The 17,464-nt window shown below is 37.2% G+C and carries 12 protein-coding genes and 1 pseudogene; 11 read left to right on the top strand and 2 right to left on the bottom strand.

Annotation, left to right across the window (positions count from 1 at the left end):
* The coding region (locus H6G28_RS34905; protein ID WP_190677761.1) for a hypothetical protein at positions 1-4,402 on the top strand (4,402 nt) is incomplete at its 5' end.
* Between the two features lie 12 nt (positions 4,403-4,414).
* On the opposite strand, the gene H6G28_RS34900 is transcribed toward H6G28_RS34905, so the two are convergent.
* Positions 4,415-5,281, bottom strand: a complete 867-nt coding sequence (locus H6G28_RS34900; protein ID WP_190677760.1) for a WYL domain-containing protein — start codon at positions 5,279-5,281, stop codon at positions 4,415-4,417.
* A 96-nt stretch (positions 5,282-5,377) separates the two neighbouring features.
* Here H6G28_RS34900 and cas3 point away from each other — a divergent pair, with 96 nt between their 5' ends.
* The 7 genes from cas3 to cas5d all read left to right on the top strand — a co-directional run bounded on the left by cas3 (position 5,378) and on the right by cas5d (position 14,846).
* Entirely contained in the window at positions 5,378-7,600 is a 2,223-nt protein-coding gene (gene cas3, locus H6G28_RS34895) for a type I-D CRISPR-associated helicase Cas3' (protein WP_190677757.1), read from the top strand.
* A gap of 274 nt (positions 7,601-7,874) precedes the next feature.
* Positions 7,875-8,120 carry a hypothetical protein gene (locus tag H6G28_RS34890; protein ID WP_190677756.1) on the top strand — a complete coding sequence of 82 codons (246 nt, stop codon included), beginning with the start codon at positions 7,875-7,877 and terminating at the stop codon, positions 8,118-8,120.
* A 12-nt stretch (positions 8,121-8,132) separates the two neighbouring features.
* On the top strand, positions 8,133-9,152 hold the full coding sequence (locus H6G28_RS34885) for a PDDEXK nuclease domain-containing protein (protein ID WP_190677754.1): 1,020 nt from the start codon (positions 8,133-8,135) through the stop codon (positions 9,150-9,152).
* Between the two features lie 17 nt (positions 9,153-9,169).
* On the top strand, positions 9,170-9,607 hold the full coding sequence (gene hepT, locus H6G28_RS34880) for a type VII toxin-antitoxin system HepT family RNase toxin (RefSeq protein WP_190677752.1): 438 nt from the start codon (positions 9,170-9,172) through the stop codon (positions 9,605-9,607).
* Positions 9,600-13,067, top strand: coding sequence for a type I-D CRISPR-associated protein Cas10d/Csc3 (gene cas10d, locus H6G28_RS34875; protein ID WP_190677750.1), 3,468 nt, complete (start codon positions 9,600-9,602; stop codon positions 13,065-13,067). The genes hepT and cas10d overlap by 8 nt, the downstream gene beginning before the upstream one ends.
* 55 nt (positions 13,068-13,122) lie before the next feature.
* Positions 13,123-14,139, top strand: coding sequence for a type I-D CRISPR-associated protein Cas7/Csc2 (gene cas7d / locus H6G28_RS34870; protein ID WP_190590156.1), 1,017 nt, complete (start codon positions 13,123-13,125; stop codon positions 14,137-14,139).
* Positions 14,139-14,846, top strand: coding sequence for a type I-D CRISPR-associated protein Cas5/Csc1 (cas5d, locus tag H6G28_RS34865; RefSeq protein WP_190677748.1), 708 nt, complete (start codon positions 14,139-14,141; stop codon positions 14,844-14,846). Before cas7d ends, cas5d begins: the two co-directional genes overlap by 1 nt.
* Here cas5d and H6G28_RS34860 read toward each other — a convergent pair whose 3' ends face one another.
* On the bottom strand, positions 14,847-15,260 hold the full coding sequence (locus tag H6G28_RS34860) for a hypothetical protein (RefSeq protein WP_190677745.1): 414 nt from the start codon (positions 15,258-15,260) through the stop codon (positions 14,847-14,849). It lies immediately after the preceding gene.
* Positions 15,261-15,375: 115 nt separating this feature from the next.
* Here H6G28_RS34860 and H6G28_RS34855 point away from each other — a divergent pair, with 115 nt between their 5' ends.
* The 3 genes and pseudogenes from H6G28_RS34855 to cas4 form a co-directional block, all read left to right on the top strand.
* A complete protein-coding gene (locus H6G28_RS34855; RefSeq protein ID WP_190590153.1) occupies positions 15,376-15,987 on the top strand; it encodes a 2OG-Fe(II) oxygenase in 612 nt (203 codons plus the stop codon).
* A gap of 39 nt (positions 15,988-16,026) precedes the next feature.
* The gene (gene cas6, locus H6G28_RS34850) at positions 16,027-16,854 is read left to right on the top strand and encodes a CRISPR-associated endoribonuclease Cas6 (RefSeq protein WP_190677743.1); all 828 of its coding nucleotides are present in this window, start codon (positions 16,027-16,029) and stop codon (positions 16,852-16,854) included.
* Between the two features lie 36 nt (positions 16,855-16,890).
* Positions 16,891-17,274 (top strand): annotated as a pseudogene (cas4, locus tag H6G28_RS34845) (CRISPR-associated protein Cas4); the annotation flags it as partial.
* Between the last annotated feature and the right edge of the window lie 190 nt (positions 17,275-17,464).

Raw genomic sequence — 17,464 nt, 5'->3', positions numbered from 1 at the left:
ATCAAACATTATTCAACCAAAACTAGATAGTAATAATTCTGTCTATCCTCAATCAGAGATAGTAGAAAATGAATACTCACAAACTGAGTTCAATGAAAAAGCGATCGCACCTTACAACACTGGTAAAGAATCACCAATTATTCAACCAAAATTAGATAGTAATAATTCTGTCTCTCTTCAAGCAGAAATAGTAGAAAATGACAACTCACGAACTACGTTAAATGAGAAAGCGATCGCACCTTCCAATCTTGGTACAGAATCAAACATTATTCAACCAAAACTAGATAGTAATAATTCTGTCTATCCTCAACCAGAGATAGTAGAAATATACGACTCACTCACTGAGTTAAATGAAAAAGCGATCGCACCTTCTAATACTGGTACAGAATCAGAGATTATTCAAGCAAAATTAGATAGTGATGATTCTGTCTCTCGTCAACCAGAGATAGTAGAACTTGACGACTCACAAACTACGTTAAATAAAAAAGCGATCGCACCTTCTAACACTGGTACAGAATCACCAATTATTCAACCAAAACTAGATAGTGATAATTCTGTTTCTACTCAACCAGAGATGGTAGAAGTTGAACAGTCACAAACTGAGTTCAATGAAAAAGCAATCGCACTTTCCAATACTGCTACAGAATCACACATTATTCAACCAAAATTAGATAGTGACGATTCTGTCTATCATCAACCAGAGATAGTAGAAACTAACGACTCACAAACTGAGTTCAATGAAAAAGAGATCGCACCTTCTAATACTGTTAGAGAATCACCAGTTATTCAAGCAAAATTAGATAGTAATAGTTCTGCTTCTACTCAACCAGAGATAGTAGAAATTGACTATTCACAAACTGAGTTAAAGCAAACTGCGATCGCACCTTCTAACACTGGTACAGAATCAGAGATTATTCAAGCGAAAGTAGATAGCGATGATTCTGTCTCTACTCAACCAGAGATAGTAGAAACTTACGACTCACGAACTACGTTAAATAAAAAAGCGATCGCACTTTCCAATACTGCTACAGAATCACACATTATTCAACCAAAATTAGATAGTGACGATTCTGTCTATCATCAACCAGAGATAGTAGAAACTAACGACTCACAAACTGAGTTAAATGAACAGGCGATCGCACCTTCCAATACTGTTAGAGAATCACCAGTTATTCAAGCAAAATTAGATAGTAATAGTTCTGCTTCTACTCAACCAGAGATAGTAGAAATTGATGAATCACAAACTGAGTTAAAACAACAAGCGATCGCACCTTCTAACACTGGTACAGAACCAGATATTATTCAACCAAAACTAGATAGTGATAATTCTGTTTCTCCTCAACCAGAGATAGTAGAATTTGACGACTCACAAACTACGTTAAAGCAAACAGCGATCGCACCTTCTCATACTGCTACAGAATCACCATTTATTCAAGCAAAAGTAGATAGTGATAATTCTGTCTCTTCCCAACGAGAGATAGTAGAAGTTGAACAGTCACAAACTGAGATAAATGAAAAAGCGATCGCACCTTCTAACACTGGTACAGAATCAGAGATTATTCAAGCGAAAGTAGATAGCGATGATTCTGTCTCTCCTCAACCAGAGATAGTAGAAACTTACGACTCACGAACTACGTTAAATAAAAAAGCGATCGCACCTTCTCATACTGTTAGAGAATCACCCGTTATTCAAGCAAAATTAGATAGTAATAGTTCTGCTTCTACTCAACCAGAGATAGTAGAAATTGACAACTCACGAACTACGTTAAATGAAAAAGCGATCGCACCTTCTCATACTGCTACAGCATCACCAGTTATTCAACTAAAATTAGATAGTGATAATTCTGCTTCTTCTCAACCAGAGATAGTAGAACGTGACGACTCACAAACTACGTTAAATAAAAAAGCGATCGCACCTTCCAACACTGGTACAAAGTCAGAGATTATTCAAGCAAAATTAGATAGTCATGATTCTGCTTCTCTCCAACCAGAGATAGTAGAACCTGACTACTCACAAACTGAGTCAAATAAAAAAGCGATCGCACCTTTCAATACTGCTACAGAATCACCAGTTATTCAACCAAAATTAGATAGTCATAATTCTGTCTCTCTTCAAGCAGAAATAGTAGAAAATGTCCACTCACAAACTGAGATAAATGAAAAAGCGATCGCACCTTCTAACACTGGTACAGAATCAGAGATTATTCAACCAAAATTAGATAGCGATGATTCTGTCTCTCCTCAACCAGAGATAGTAGAACTTGACGACTCACAAACTACGTTAAATAAAAAAGCGATCGCACCTTCAAACACTGCTACAGAATCACCAATTATTCAAGCGAAATTAGATAGTCATGATTCTGTCTCTCCTCAATCAGAGATAGTAGAAATTGACGACTCACGCATTGAGTTAAACCCAACAGCGATCGCACCAAATAATCTTGGTACAGCATTACCAGTCATTAAACCAAAATTAGATAGTAATAATTCTGCATATCATCAAGCAGAGATTTTAGAAATTGATCATTCACGAACTGAGTTAAACGAAAAAGCGATCGCACCTTCCAATCTTGGTACAAAATCACCAGTTATTCAGGCAAAATTAGATAGTGATAATTCTGCTTCTCCTCAACCAGAAATCACAGAAATTGACCACTCACGAACTGCGTTAAGTGCAAAAGCGATCGCACCTTCTAACACTGGTACAGAATCACCAATTATTCAAGCGAAATTAGATAGTCATGATTCTGCTTCTCTCCAACCAGAGATAGTAGAACCTGACTACTCACAAACTGAGTCAAATAAAAAAGCGATCGCACCTTCCAATACTGGTACAGAATCAGATATTATTCAAGCAAAAATAGATAGCGATAATTCTGTTTCTACTCAACCAGAGATAGTAGAATTTGACAACTCACTCACTGAGTTAAAGCAAACAGCGATCGCACCTTCAAACACTGATACAGAATCACCAATTATTCAAGCGAAATTAGATAGTCATGATTCTGCTTCTCTCCAACCAGAGATAGTAGAACCTGACTACTCACAAACTGAGTCAAATAAAAAAGCGATCGCACCTTCTAACACTGGTACAGAATCACCAATTATTCAACCAAAATTAGATAGTAATAATTCTGTTTCTACTCAACCAGAGATAGTAGAAATTGACAACTCACGAACTGCGTTAAATGAAAAAGCGATCGCACCTTCTAACACTGGTACAGAATCACCAATTATTCAAGCGAAATTAGATAGTCATGATTCTGCTTCTCTCCAACCAGAGATAGTAGAACCTGACTACTCACAAACTGAGTCAAATAAAAAAGCGATCGCACCTTCTAATACTGGTACAGAATCAAACATTATTCAACCAAAACTAGATAGTAATAATTCTGTCTATCCTCAATCAGAGATAGTAGAAAATGAATACTCACAAACTGAGTTCAATGAAAAAGCGATCGCACCTTCTAACACTGCTACCAAATCAGATATTATTCAAGCAAAATTAGATAGTAGTAATTCTGTCTCTTCTCAACCAGAAATAGTAGAAATTAACAACTCACAAACTGAGATAAATGAAAAAGCGATCGCACCTTTCAATAATGCTAAAGAATCACCAATTATTCAACCAAAAACAGATAGTGATAATTCGGTCTCTCTTCAATCAGTTGTCGAGGAAATTGAACACTCACTAACTGCATCAAATCAAAAACAGATTGCACCTGCAAATACTAGTACAGATTCAGAAATTATTCAGCCAAAAATAGACAGTAATTTAAAAAATGATAATCTAAAAATTACATCAGCATCAGCAGAGAATATCTTAAGTAAAACAGAAATTCCTCAATTGCCTAAAGCTTTAAAAAATATCTCAATTTTTTCTCCACTTTCTCAATTATCGAAATCTACATCGTCTCCGACCAAAGATAAAAAAAATTCACCAAAAGTTACTCAGACTCTTTCTCAATCTCATAATCCTACTTACAATATTCAAAAAAAATCATCACAAGATATACCAAATTCATGGTCAAATATTGCTGAATTATTTGATGAAATTCAAGTTAATAGTATTAGTCCAAAAACTATTATACAAACGCTCAGAGAAAATAACCAATCTTACAATAAGCCAAAAGCTGTAAAACAAATTAGAAGTGTAGGTAATGATTTTCCTAACAATGAAAATTCTATGCAATTTATCCAAGCTAGTTATGAAACATTCAACTCAGTCGATTCTGTTCAACAAGATAATAGTAATTCATTAACTAACGAAGATTCTACTTCAGAAGATGAATCGAAAAACTTAGATACTCTTGCACGCGAAATATACAAGATGCTAAAACAGCGTTTGGATATAGAAAGGGAACGCCGAGGAAATAATTATTCCGGGCGTTTACCTTGGTAAATTTATCTCATATCAGGAATCAATGTTTAATTCATAATGCTGACAAAGAGTTTTGAGTTTTTCTTTGATGAGCGATCGCACATTCTCCGGCGCTATAATCACACAATCTGGTGTATATTGCATTACTTCTCGAATAAACCAAAATGTACTAGAAACACGCCTAACAACTCGCCGTACTTTTTGGGTATCTGGTAGCCATTCATTGATTTTGTCTTCTGGTTTGGGTTGATATGCAAAGGCTAAACCTGCAAAGAGATACATTTCTACGTCTATCTCTGCTAACCCCAAACGCCATTCACCAGTAACAGGTAAAACCGCAGCATCTTGTATCCTATCTAAACGCAAACTCCAATTGTGCTGTAATTCTGCCACATCCAAGTTACCCTCAGTCTCTTCACACCAGCAATCAAAATATTGACGCTTTTCATGAAGGTTAACTTTGGCGTAACGGACAGTAAAATTCCAGACATGGTGTCTAGCATCTTGATAACTCAGTTGAAAAGGTTGCTGGCGTAGGATGTAACGGTCTATTTCTAAACGCCACTGCGGGGGTAAGTTCCCTAAAAAACTTTCGATGTCGTTGCGTAGAGGTATTGGTAGTTCGCTACGTTCGAGTAATAATTTTGCAATTATCTGCGCTTGCTCATTTTGTCCAACGTCTGCTAATACTCGCATCGCCCGGTCAAGCGCACGGATACGCGATTCTGACCAGTCGTGATTTTTACCAATGGTTAATTGATGACGAGCGATCGCTTCTATTAATTTGGAAATATTCGGGCGATCGCCCCACATCATACCAAATTCCAACGCTAAGTTTTCTAACTCAGCTTTATCCCGTTCTCCCAGAGACAGAGTTATCGATTGACCTTTACGACTCATTTTATACGGACACTTTTATGCGGACATATCTTGTCAACTTCTATTTTGCGTGCCAATATAGTTTTTAACAACCAGTTACGGACACTATTTAAGTTTATGTCCGAAAGTTACAAAATTACTCTCAAACCCGTTTATTCGCAAACCGTTCCTACACCTAACGGAGTGCAACTACCAAACAATTGGTCACTATCTTGGCATCAAGCAGCAACATTAGAAGCGTTACGTGATCCTAATATTGATGTGGTTTTTAACACCGCAATGACAGGCGATGGTAAAAGCTTGGCTGGATACCTGGATATTTTGCAAAGGCACTCTCCTGTTTTAGGGTTATATCCCACAAACGAACTCGCTAGAGATCAAGAAAAACAAATTAGAGGATACATTGATGAATTTCAGCCTCAACATAAACCGCGTGTTAATCGTTTAAGTGGACAAGAATTAGAAATTTATGCTGAAGAAGAAAACTTGAAAAAAGGAGTAGCTTTAGAAACTCGCGCTGGGCAATCTGAAATTTTGCTGACCAATCCTGATATTTTTCACTATCTACATTATGGGGCATATTTACTTTATAAAGATAATCCAGATAAACTCTGGAATAGAATAGATAAGCGTTTCAATGTCATTCTTTTTGATGAATTCCACGTATTCCAAGCACCACAAATCGCCAGTGTAATCAACACAATGCTATTGATTCGTCACACCAACAGACGTAAAAAGTTTTTGTTTCTTTCTGCTACACCAAATCCGCAATTAATTGAGAGACTTAAATTAGTGGGTTTTCGCTGTCACCCCGTTAACCCAATAGAAGAAAAAGACCCTAAGTATCAATTTCCTGATACCATTGCCGAGTCTCAGCAGCTAAAAACCCAAGGTTGGCGAAAAGTTACTTGGGAAATATCATTGCATTTTGTCGGTTTAGAATCTACACCTAAAGCTTCTGAAACTTGGTTAAAAGATAATGCAGCTTTGATTTTAGATCATTTACAAAAGCATCCAGGTAGCAAAGGCGCAATTATTCTTAATTCTATTGCTGCTGTGAAGCGGTTAACTGATTTTTTCAAAACTTTTCTCAAGCAGTATAATTTCACAGTTGAAGAAAACACTGGTTTATCTGGAAAAAAAACTAGAGAAGAATCCTTAAATGCTGATTTAGTTTTAGGAACTAGCACTATTGATGTGGGTGTTGATTTCAAAATCAATTTCTTGTTTTTTGAATCAGCAGACGCAGGTAATTTTATCCAGCGTTTAGGCAGACTTGGACGACATGATGGTTATGAACGTGATGGACAGCAGATTAATTTTACTAACTTTACTGCTTATGCACTTGTCCCTGAATTTTTGGTCAAAAAGCTTTTTGAAAAAGATGAGAAGGATGAAACACCACTATTGAAGTCAGGCGAAGTTTATGAACGTCCATTTTTTCACGATCAGATTAGGGATAAATACCGCAAAATTAATGATTTTACAGGCTATTACTTTAAATGGGGTGTTGTTCAATCTATGCGACTGGTTCGACAGTTAGGACATCCTAATATTAAACAGCAATATGCAGCAGGTAGTCAGGAAGCACTAAAGAAAGATTGTGAGATAGTTTTCAGCACAGATAAAAGACAAGCCAGTCTTAAAGCAGCCTTTGTCCGTAGCAAAGAATGGGAAAAAAAATGGCACGAACTTTCAAGAACAGATAAGGGAAATCCTATTTTAGAGGAGGCTGTGAGTTTTCGGGGTAAGAGTCCTTTACTGTGTGGAATTTACGATACTACCGAGAAAAATGAGGCTGATAAGTTCAAAACCTACGATTTACCAGGAATTCTTAGCAACTTGGAAATTGAACCGATGAAGGGAACAGAATTTGAACGACTGCGACAAGCGACAGCAGAACGCACAGATACAACTATTCCCAAAGGCAGATTTAAAAACTGTTTAGGATTTATGAAATTACTTCGCTATCGAGAAGAAAGACTAGATTGGAAATTTACTTATCCTGGCGACTTGAAACCCTTTGCTGATACTTGGGATGTACAGGTGTTGTTAGGTATTCAGGTTTGGCAACCTGCAAACTATTGGATTAGTGAAATTAACAAGCAATTGAAGAAGCAGGCATTAGTTAGTTATCTGCTGCCTTTTCCCTTAGAGAGAGTACGTCAGCAAGGACGATTGCCAATGCACTTTCAGATTTACCCAATTAGTGACCAATATAGTGTTTTAGATAATACACCACCATACTGCATTGCCTTTGGGCAGTCTGCACTATTGCTGGATACCTTAAGAGATTGGTTTAAGAGTAAGGGCGATGAAATATGGATAGCACAGTGTTGAGATCCCTGATAGGGATTCGCTGCTTTGTCAGCACGGTGGGTTCAGTATCAGTGAATTATGAGTCTGTGTTTCAATCCCTAAGAAGGGATTATTTAAAGACCCCACCACCATAAGATAGCACGAAAGAGGCATTCGCAGTTGAATTTATTTATGGTTACAGATTCATTATTCACTGATTAACTTCCATGTAGTGCTTTTACGGTAAAAATCAATGGTTATACAAAAAATAGTATGCTAGGCTCTAAAGTAATCCTTTAAACCAGGAAACACTTAGATGCAAAGCCAAAACTCTGACCCCTTAGACCAACTCCGTTATGCCATCAATGATCTGATTGATCGCATTAAATTGCAGCAGCAGCACAATATCATTCAAGATAATCGACTCTCAGATCATGACCGTAGAATTGAGGAAACGGAGGAATCAATCCAGTTGTTATGTAGAAAAGTTGCTCAATTCGACTACCTAATTGGGAGAAATCAGGAACTAGAAGAAAAAAACGATTTTTACTATAGAGATTGAAATATTGTCATTATGAGTAATTTCATTTCTGACGATTACAGAAATCTACTTATGGAAGTACAACAACGAATTCGTTCAGCCCAGTACGAAGCATTAAAGGCAGTTAATCGGGAAATGATTAACCTGTATTGGGATATTGGGCAGATGATTGTTATCAAACAACAGGATGCTAGTTGGGGTAAATCAGTAGTAGAAAAGCTTGCAAAAGACTTACAAGCAGAGTTTCCTGGTATCAGTGGATTTTCCGCCCGAAATATCTGGAATATGCGGAATTTTTACGTCACATATAGCCAAAATGAAAAACTGCAACCAATGGTTGCAGAAATTGGATGGACTCACAATTTGGTCATTTTAGAAAAATGCAAAGATGACTTAGAACGAGAATTTTACATTAGAATGACTCGGAAGTTTGGATGGACAAAAAACGTTTTAATTCACCAAATTGAAAATCAAACTTATGAAAAAACTCTGCTGAATCAAACTAATTTTGATCAAAGCATCTCAGCAGAGATACGTAACCAATTAAAGCTAGCAGTTAAAGATGAATATACTTTTGATTTTTTGGAATTAGCAGATGAACACAGCGAACGACAGCTAGAAGAGTCAATTTTAGCAAAAGTTCAACCTTTCCTACAAGAAATGGGTGGAATATTTGCCTTTATTGGTAGCCAATATCGTTTAGAAGTTGATGATGAAGAATATTTTATAGATATCCTATTATATCATCGCCGTTTAAAGTGTTTGGTGGCAATAGAATTAAAAATTGGTAAGTTTTTACCTGAATATATTGGCAAAATGCAGTTTTATTTAGCTGTTTTAGACAACACGGTAAAGCTACCAGATGAAAATCCTTCTATTGGCATTATTCTTTGTAAATCCAAACAGAGAACTATTGTTGAATATGCACTAAAGGAATCTAATAAACCAATTGGTGTTGCAACTTACCAAATAGTTTCTAAAGTACCGCAAGAACTAAAAAATCAACTTCCAGATCCAGAACAAGTTGCTAGATTGCTGGAAGGATTTGAATAAACATTTGGAATTAAAAAATGAATAGAGATGAACTAACTTTAGCCAAGATAAAATTAATCCGCAAATATTACCAGACTCTAGAAAATTTTAATTATATTCGCCTTGAGGATTTCTTGGCTGATTATTGTCAACAACTTCTTGCAGAAAGACTTTTACATCTAATAACTCAAGCCGCAGTAGATATCAATCACCATATCTTATCAAAACTAAATCCAGAAAATCATAATAATAACTTTGAATCTTTCACAGAGCTTACTAAATATAAAGTAATCACACCAGAATTAGCAAAGCAGTTAGCACCATCAGAAGGACTAATAAAACATCTAGTTTATGAATATGATGATATAAATCCAAATAAAGTTTTCAGAGCAATTAATTTGGTTTTACGGCAATATCCACTTTATGTTAGACAAATCAACTCTTATTTAAGTTCATTGAGTGAAGAAGATGGCTAAAAAAAGTAAGCAATCAGATGAATATCAACAATTATCACTTTTAGAAGCAGAAACAGAAAATGATTCACCCGCCGAAATATCAGATGATGATTGGATGTCTGGAGATGATTCTGACTTTCAAGAAATATCTAATCTAAAAGTCGAAACACAATCAGCAGAACTCTTAACTCTCAAGTTACTGCAAGATGCAATTAAATCAGAAAATGACGATGATTTAATTATGCAGGAATTTAGTGATTACGTTTTACCCAATCTTTTACGGGTAGCAGTTGGAGTTACAGCCAAAGGTGGGAAATTTTTTGATTATTTCGATAAAAAGAGAGAACAGGAAATAGAGAACTTCCACAAAAATAGTTTAGGAAAAAGTCAAAAAATAAAAAAGCCGAAAAAACTTGATAGAAGAAATGCAGGCGATCAATCTTTAAATACTCATTTACTCAATGGGTTACTACCAGCTAATTTAATAGAACGTTGTCTAAATAAACTTGATACCACTGCACAAAGGGTAATTCAAGAACAAGAAAGACGTTTATTAATTGCTGGGTTTATTTTACATGATTTTGAAAAGTTTGATTATCGGCTATTTCCTAAAATGCCAGATAATTATAAAGCGATTGGACAAGATAAAGAACAAGACATTCGCAAGTTATCTGTAGATGCCCACCGCGAAATTATAGATGTTATAGTCTGTGAATTAGGTCTTGATAAATTTGTTAGCCCTGATGAACCAATAGCATGGCAAGAATATCGAGATGATTTGTTATTTATTGCCTACAATGCCCAGCGCCGAAATGATACAAATCTCAATGTTTCTGAGCATGGTTTACAACCAATAATTGATGATTACATCCTGATATGTCTTGCTGATTTAACTTGTTTAGCTGATTTACTTTCCTCAGTTATTAAACATCCTCAAGATGCAGAACACCAGGCATTAAATGGAATTCTCCACAGTCTCAGTGATGGACAATTAAAATTTACCTATCATCGCATTTCGGAAAATCGCGGTGTTTTAACTAATGTAGTCAACAATGCTTTGATTCAAGCTCACACTAGTTTGAACACCGATGAAGAAACTTACTACGAACCGCTTTTATATTTGCCTACAGGTGTAATATACCTTGCTTTACGCGATGCTCCGCCTATTAACTTAGAAGATTTACCAAACTTGGTAGTTGATAATATTAAATCACTTTGTGCGGGGCAATTGCGCCTGCGACAAACAGGATTTGGCAGAGACGGAAAAGGCATGAAATATGCCGAATACTATAATTTATTTTTCGATACTCCTGGTTTAATGCAAGTAGCTTTAGATGCTACGTTACGCATTTTAAACCCTAACAAAGATTCTGTAGCTCAAAGTCGTAGCGATAACTTAATCAAATTTCAAAAGCAAGGGGTTTTAAGTACTGACTATGATTTTAAATTTGCTGACGACATCCGCATCGATCAGATTGCAGAATTTGGTGATTTAGTTACTCGTAAAATCTGGGATGAGACAGTTAATCGCATTGAAGAAGCACGGAAGAAAGATAAAAAGCTGCCAGCAGTACCAGATTTAGACTTAATTTACAAAGTTGCAGAATTTTGGAATTTAGCAGCATATTTACCGCAAATTAGAGAAATTCAACGCATCAATGAAAGTCTCAAAGAAAATAAATTAAAAGGTAATACTGGCGGCGTACCTTATGAATGGTATTACCTAGCAGCTAAATATTTAGAACATCACCCAGGTATTGAAAATGTCCGAGAAACTTGTAACCAAGTAATTAACTACTTGAATACTTTAATTTCTCCGATAATTTCTCAGTATCAATTACCTGATGGTTGGGAAGATTTAAGGCTGTGGGTAAACCGAGTTGTCACAGTTTCAAGTACAAATCAAGAGGTTCAAACTAAGACGCAAATTGAAACATTTTTAGATGAAATCAACAACTATAATGCTGCTAAAAAGCCAGGACGCGGACGACAATTAATCTGCTCAATTTCTCACTCTGCTTATACTGTAACTGAGCAGATGGAATCAGCAGTTTTATTTACACCGCAAGTTTATACAAACAAACAAATGTTAGGCGGTTCTAACGCCAAGCGCAACATCTCTAGTATTGCGGGTGTGGAGATGATGTTGCGGCAAATATTAATGAATCAAACTCAAGCAGTTGGTAAAAGATTTGAAGATGGTAAATATCGCTATCTCTATTTTTATCCGACTTATTACTTCACGCCAGAAACAAATAAGTTTTTACAAAAAGCTTACACAGGCATTGCTCAAACTCGCTTTGATACAAGCATTCGCAATCATTTTATTAGTAAAGATTTGCAAGCGAACTTGCAGCGAGAAAAATACCAAAGTGTTGATACTTTCCTCATTGATGAAAACCTACAACCGGAAAAAGACCGCACATTTAAACTGTCTTATCCTGAAGACCAACCTTTAACATTTTACTTCATGGCATTGCCGCCAGGACGAGACAGTACCGATACCGAATCTTGGGTAATGCCTACTTGGTTAGCATTTGCTTTTCCGATGATTTTAGATGTTAAAACTGTAGTTTCCGAGTCGCCAATTCCACCGTTTAATGATGGTGCTGAATTTGAGGAAAGCGTTTTTCTTGACAGTGCGCCTCATGCTTTTCGTGCATTAGTAAGACGCGATCGCTTCCGTCTAGACTACATCCTTGAAGGTTGGCATGACAACGGTACTCAATACCCCGCACCGTTAAATGTGCTTACCGCCGCCTACGCCATTCATTTAGATGTGAATGCGCGACAAGGAAAGTCTGGTTATGATGCCAACTGGGGAAGATTTACGGAATTGGCAAAGTATTTTGAAACTAGTCCTTTGTACGTCTTTTCTTACCTCAATCGTTGGGTGCGTAATCAAGGAATAGAAACAGCCAGAATTGAAAAAATTCGGCTTTATACATATCACTTTTACCCTTGTTTTGACCCTTATGCAAAATTTGACACTATCCAAGAGGAATTAATTGTGGGAGAAGAATCAAGCCTCAATCATCCGAAGAAATTAACAGAACTTTATCGCCGTTTTTATCGAGCAAATAAGCGTTATAATCCCAAGTCTAATGCTGTGTTAAAACCGATTGATATTGCAGCTGACACTATACTCAAAGCTGAGTTAAGTGTGTTTCATGGAGAAACCTTAGTTGCAGCAGTAGCAGCAGAAGTTTTTAAACTCATGGATCGCGTTCATTCCTCTACTGCTGAGGGACGCTGGGTGATGAGTAAACGGGAGGAAGAACGGCAAGCAGTTTTAGGTTTTGCGCGGTATTTTGTAGAGGAGGTATTTGAGAAATCTTTTGCAGGCGATCGCGCTCGTTTAGCAGGAAGACAACTCAACTTAATTCGAGACACCTGTGAATTTTTATATCGCCTAGAAGACGACAAAGAAAATGCAGCAAGAGATGACAAGGCTGCTGAATCAAATGATGATAATGAGTAATCATTAATTTCCCCTAATTCTGTTTAGAAACATCAATCATTATTGGAGATATATCATGGCATTGCTAAAGACAGTAGAACCCAAGTTCTTTCAAGCTGAAATTCCCTACAAACCGATGGGTAAATATGTCCATTTTCTAACTATTCGCATCACCGAATCTTACCCACTATTTCAGACAGATGGTGAATTGAATAAAGCACGGGTTAAGGCTGGAGTTAAAGACAAAACTACAATTAGTCGATTGTCAATGTTCAAGCGTAAGCAATCCACCCCAGAGCGTTTAGTTGGTAGAGAATTACTACGTAACTATGGCTTAATGAAGCCTGAAGACTGTGAATATAACGTAAATTTTGCAATGGATAATCCTGATTGTATTATTTACGGGTTTGCCATTGGTGATTCGGGTTCAGAAAAATCAAAAGTTGTTGTAGATACAGCATTTTCTATAACACCATTTGATGAATCTCATGAAACATTTACCCTAAATGCTCCTTTTGAAAATGGCACAATGGCCTCTAAGGGTGAAAATGGTTCTAAGCCAGGTGAAGTTACTAGTAGAATTAATCAACAAGACCACATCAGACCACAAGTTTTCTTCCCTAGTATTGTCACCCTTAAAGACCCTACTGAAGCTGGTTTTCTTTACGTTTTTAATAATATTATGCGGACTCGTCATTACGGCGCACAAACAACCCGCACAGGACGAGTGAGAAATGAGTTAATTGGTGTTGTCTTTGCAGATGGAGAAATTACAAGTAATTTGCGTTGGACTCAAGCAATATATGACCAAATGAAAGCTAACAATACATTACATCCACCTGAACCTCTGGATGAAGATGATGTCATTACTGCTGCTAAAAGTGCAATTGAAACATTAATGGCTGACGAATTTATTGTTCATACTGACTTTATTGGTGATGCTTTTACACCCTTGCTAAATGAAGTTAAATCACTCACAGGTAACGAAAAAGGAATTAAGGAACTTTTGCAAAAGGCTGATGCAGAAGCCAAGGCTTACGCCAATAAGCATATCAGTAAAAAGAAAACTGCTGCTAAAGCGGGGAAAGAGTAATGGTGTCAATTTACCGTTGTGAATTAGAACTCCACGACAGCTTATATTATGCCACGCGCGAAATTGGAAGACTCTACGAAACTGAGCCTGTAATCCACAATTATGCTCTCTGTTATGCGCTGGGTTTAGTTGATAGCGAAGTCTATTCTACAACTGTTGTAGAAGAACATTCTTATCGCTATTTTTGTCCCGAACAAGTACCAAAATATGAGGAGCATTTAACGCCACTCAATAAACAAGGTATTTATGTTACTCCAGCGCGTGCAATTACTCATACTGCCATTCTCAATACTTGGAAGTATGCGAATAATAACTATCATGTAGAGATGGAGAAAACGCAGAAAAATATTCCTAGTTTTGGTAGAGCGAAGGAAATCGCACCAGAAAGTATATTTGAGTTTTTTGTTATCTCCCAAAAAGAACTCAAATTACCAAAATGGATTCGTTTGGGTAAATGGATGAGTAAGGCTGAGGTAACAGTTGAAAAATTACCTCAACCTCAAACTACTGAAGGTTTATTCACTTGCAAATATCCTTTAAATCCTTTGGATGTGATGTTTACTAATCAAGTAATTAGCTACGATGTGGTGAATATGCCTCCTGTGAGTTTAATTCAAAATGTGCAGATGCGAGGGCAATATTATCAATTTAAGGAGATGCAAGACATCAAAATTCCGGCGCGGATAGAATATCATTTTCGAGGTTAATTATGTTCCAAAACCTTTGCCACCTTTTTTCTTCTTTTTCGTCGGCTCTATTACCATTAACTCGGCTGCAAAACCTGCTTCATTTTGCAACATTAATTTACGAATGCGTTGACGTTGATAAGTCTGTACTTCCGCCGCTAAGGGATGATTGGGGTCAATTTTTAGGTGAGTAATAGAAGAAACATATTTTTCTTTACTTTCGGGATTATTTGGCTCTTTTAGCCCGCACATAATCCCACCTTCATCTCCTGAATAACCCACAAAATCAATTTCAAATTCTCTGTCTGGGTCAGCATTTTCTCCTTTTTGTTTTAATGTCTTGAGAAACTCTTTACCAGCTTTTGCTTTAATTGGTAAACTTTGTTTTAATTTTTCAGTTAGTGTTTTTGCTGCTTTGTAATCATCAATTCTCACTGGTATTACTCCTTATGCAGTCTTTTTTACTGAGAACAATCCTACTATTACTCCACAGTCGTTAAAATTTTAGATACCAAATTTAGCGATCGCCCCTCCATTTTCCCACACACCCGTGAAACACTATCAACAACAACCAAACGCCTTCCCCAGCGAATACCTGAATAACTTGTGGGGAGAAATTCACGCTTGTCCTTACTTTGCTGTCAACAACCTCAACCGCGATTTTGTCGGTACTAAGGGATTTTCGGTGGTATTCAGGCGATCGCACATCTCTACAGTAGAGCAGAAATTCCCCTATTTCAAACCCTACCTTGATTTGGCTCTCCAAGCTAACTGTAATGCTTTTTACCTCAACCCCTTACTCCTCAAAGAAGGTTCTCGTGTTGACCCCCATATAGATCGTTCTCTGCGTTCTTACTGCAAAACCGTTGAACCGCCTACCTTTGTCAGCGTTCTCTATGTGCGCGTACCAGAAAATATGGAAGGGGGTGAACTGGTACTCAAATCGCACAAACGCCAACTGGGACAAATTAAGCCGCAGATGAATACATTACTTTACTTTCAAGGTGATTTGACTCATTCTGTCAATGCTGTGAAAACTTCTGGAAGTCGCCTCAGTTTAGTTTGCGAACAGTATACTTTAAGCGATGCTGAACTCGTAGACATACCAGAGTTTACAGTAGAGTCTAGAGTTGCTCAGTCTACAGCAAAAAAACGCAAGTAAATTTTTTGACTTTTGCCTTTTGACTTTTAACTTGATTATATGCCGCACAGCCTAGTTCTTAACCTACTACCTCAGTCGCCAATTCCTGCACAATATCTCACCGGGAGACATTTACACGCTTTATTTTTAACCCTGGTGAGTTCTGTAGATCGAGAATTAGGCGATCGCTTACATGATTCTACCGCAGACAAAGCCTTCACCCTCTCCCCTCTCCAAGTTAATTCCCCCCTTTTTAAGGGGGGTAAGGGGGGATCTAAACTGCGCTGGGAACATCAACAAGCAATCTCCGCCGGAACTCCCTGCTGGTGGCGCGTTTCCTTGTTAGATGACACCCTGTTTAGTCAACTCACGCAACTATGGCTAAATCTTAATCCTAGTCATCCTTGGCATCTTGGCCCGGCTGACTTGTATATTACCAGCATTCAAGGCACACCCCAATCAACCCAACCTTGGGCGAATGCTTGCAGCTATAGTCAATTGTATGAGGAAGCCAGTGAAACTGAACGTTCTCTTAATTTGAGCTTCGCCACACCCACCGCCTTCCGTCAAGGACATTTTGATACTACCCTTCCTACAAGAGAATGTGTTTTTAATTCCCTACTTGCGCGGTGGAATAAATATAGCGGGATAGAATTACCTGGAATTTCTCTAGAGTCAATATTTCCGTCTTTTATTAACATCCACACAGAAATATTAGCCGACTCCCGCAGCAAATTTATTGGCGTTATTGGTGAAATTAATTATCGCATATTAGGCGAAGCTGAACCAATCCAAATTAAACAACTTAACACCTTAGCTAACTTTGCTTTATATGCAGGTGTGGGACGCAAAACAACAATGGGAATGGGGATGGTAAGAAGGATATGAAGTCTGAAGTCTGAAGTCTGAAGTGGGAAATAAATTATGAATGAGATTGAATATATTCCAATTGCAGCATTAAACCAATATGCTTATTGTTCGCATCGCTGCTGGCGGATGTTTTGTGCGGGCGAATTTGTTGACAACCAATACACAATTGAGGGTACAACATTACACGATCGCGTCCATACTGTAGGAGAAGGACAACGTGAGGAAACTTGGCAAATCCGCGCTATTTGGTTGAAGTCTGATAAGTACAAACTGATTGGCAAAGCTGATTTAATTGAATTAGAAAATGGCGAATACTATCCCATAGAATATAAACGCGGACGCAAAGGTGAATGGGATAACGATGAATTACAAGTTTGCGCTCAAGCCTTGTGTTTAGAAGAAATGACGGGTAAATCTATCAACACTGGCTATATTTATAGCAATCCTAAACTACTTATGAGAAAATACGGAGAAAGTAAGAAAGTAAATTATATAACAAGCAAGCAGTTGTGGTTATGTGGATACAGTGGTTAGAAGATTTTATCAAAAATAGTCAAGAACAACGTGAAATCAAGCGAGCTACAGCAGTCAAAATGCTGTTATATGGATATAAGCATGAAGAAATAAT

It is taken from the genome of Nostoc sp. FACHB-190 (assembly GCF_014696905.1).
In the GTDB taxonomy this organism is placed as follows: Bacteria; Cyanobacteriota; Cyanobacteriia; order Cyanobacteriales; family Nostocaceae; genus Nostoc_B.
The sequence above is the reverse complement of the archived record's forward strand: the minus strand, read 5'-3'. Positions and strand labels throughout refer to the sequence as shown.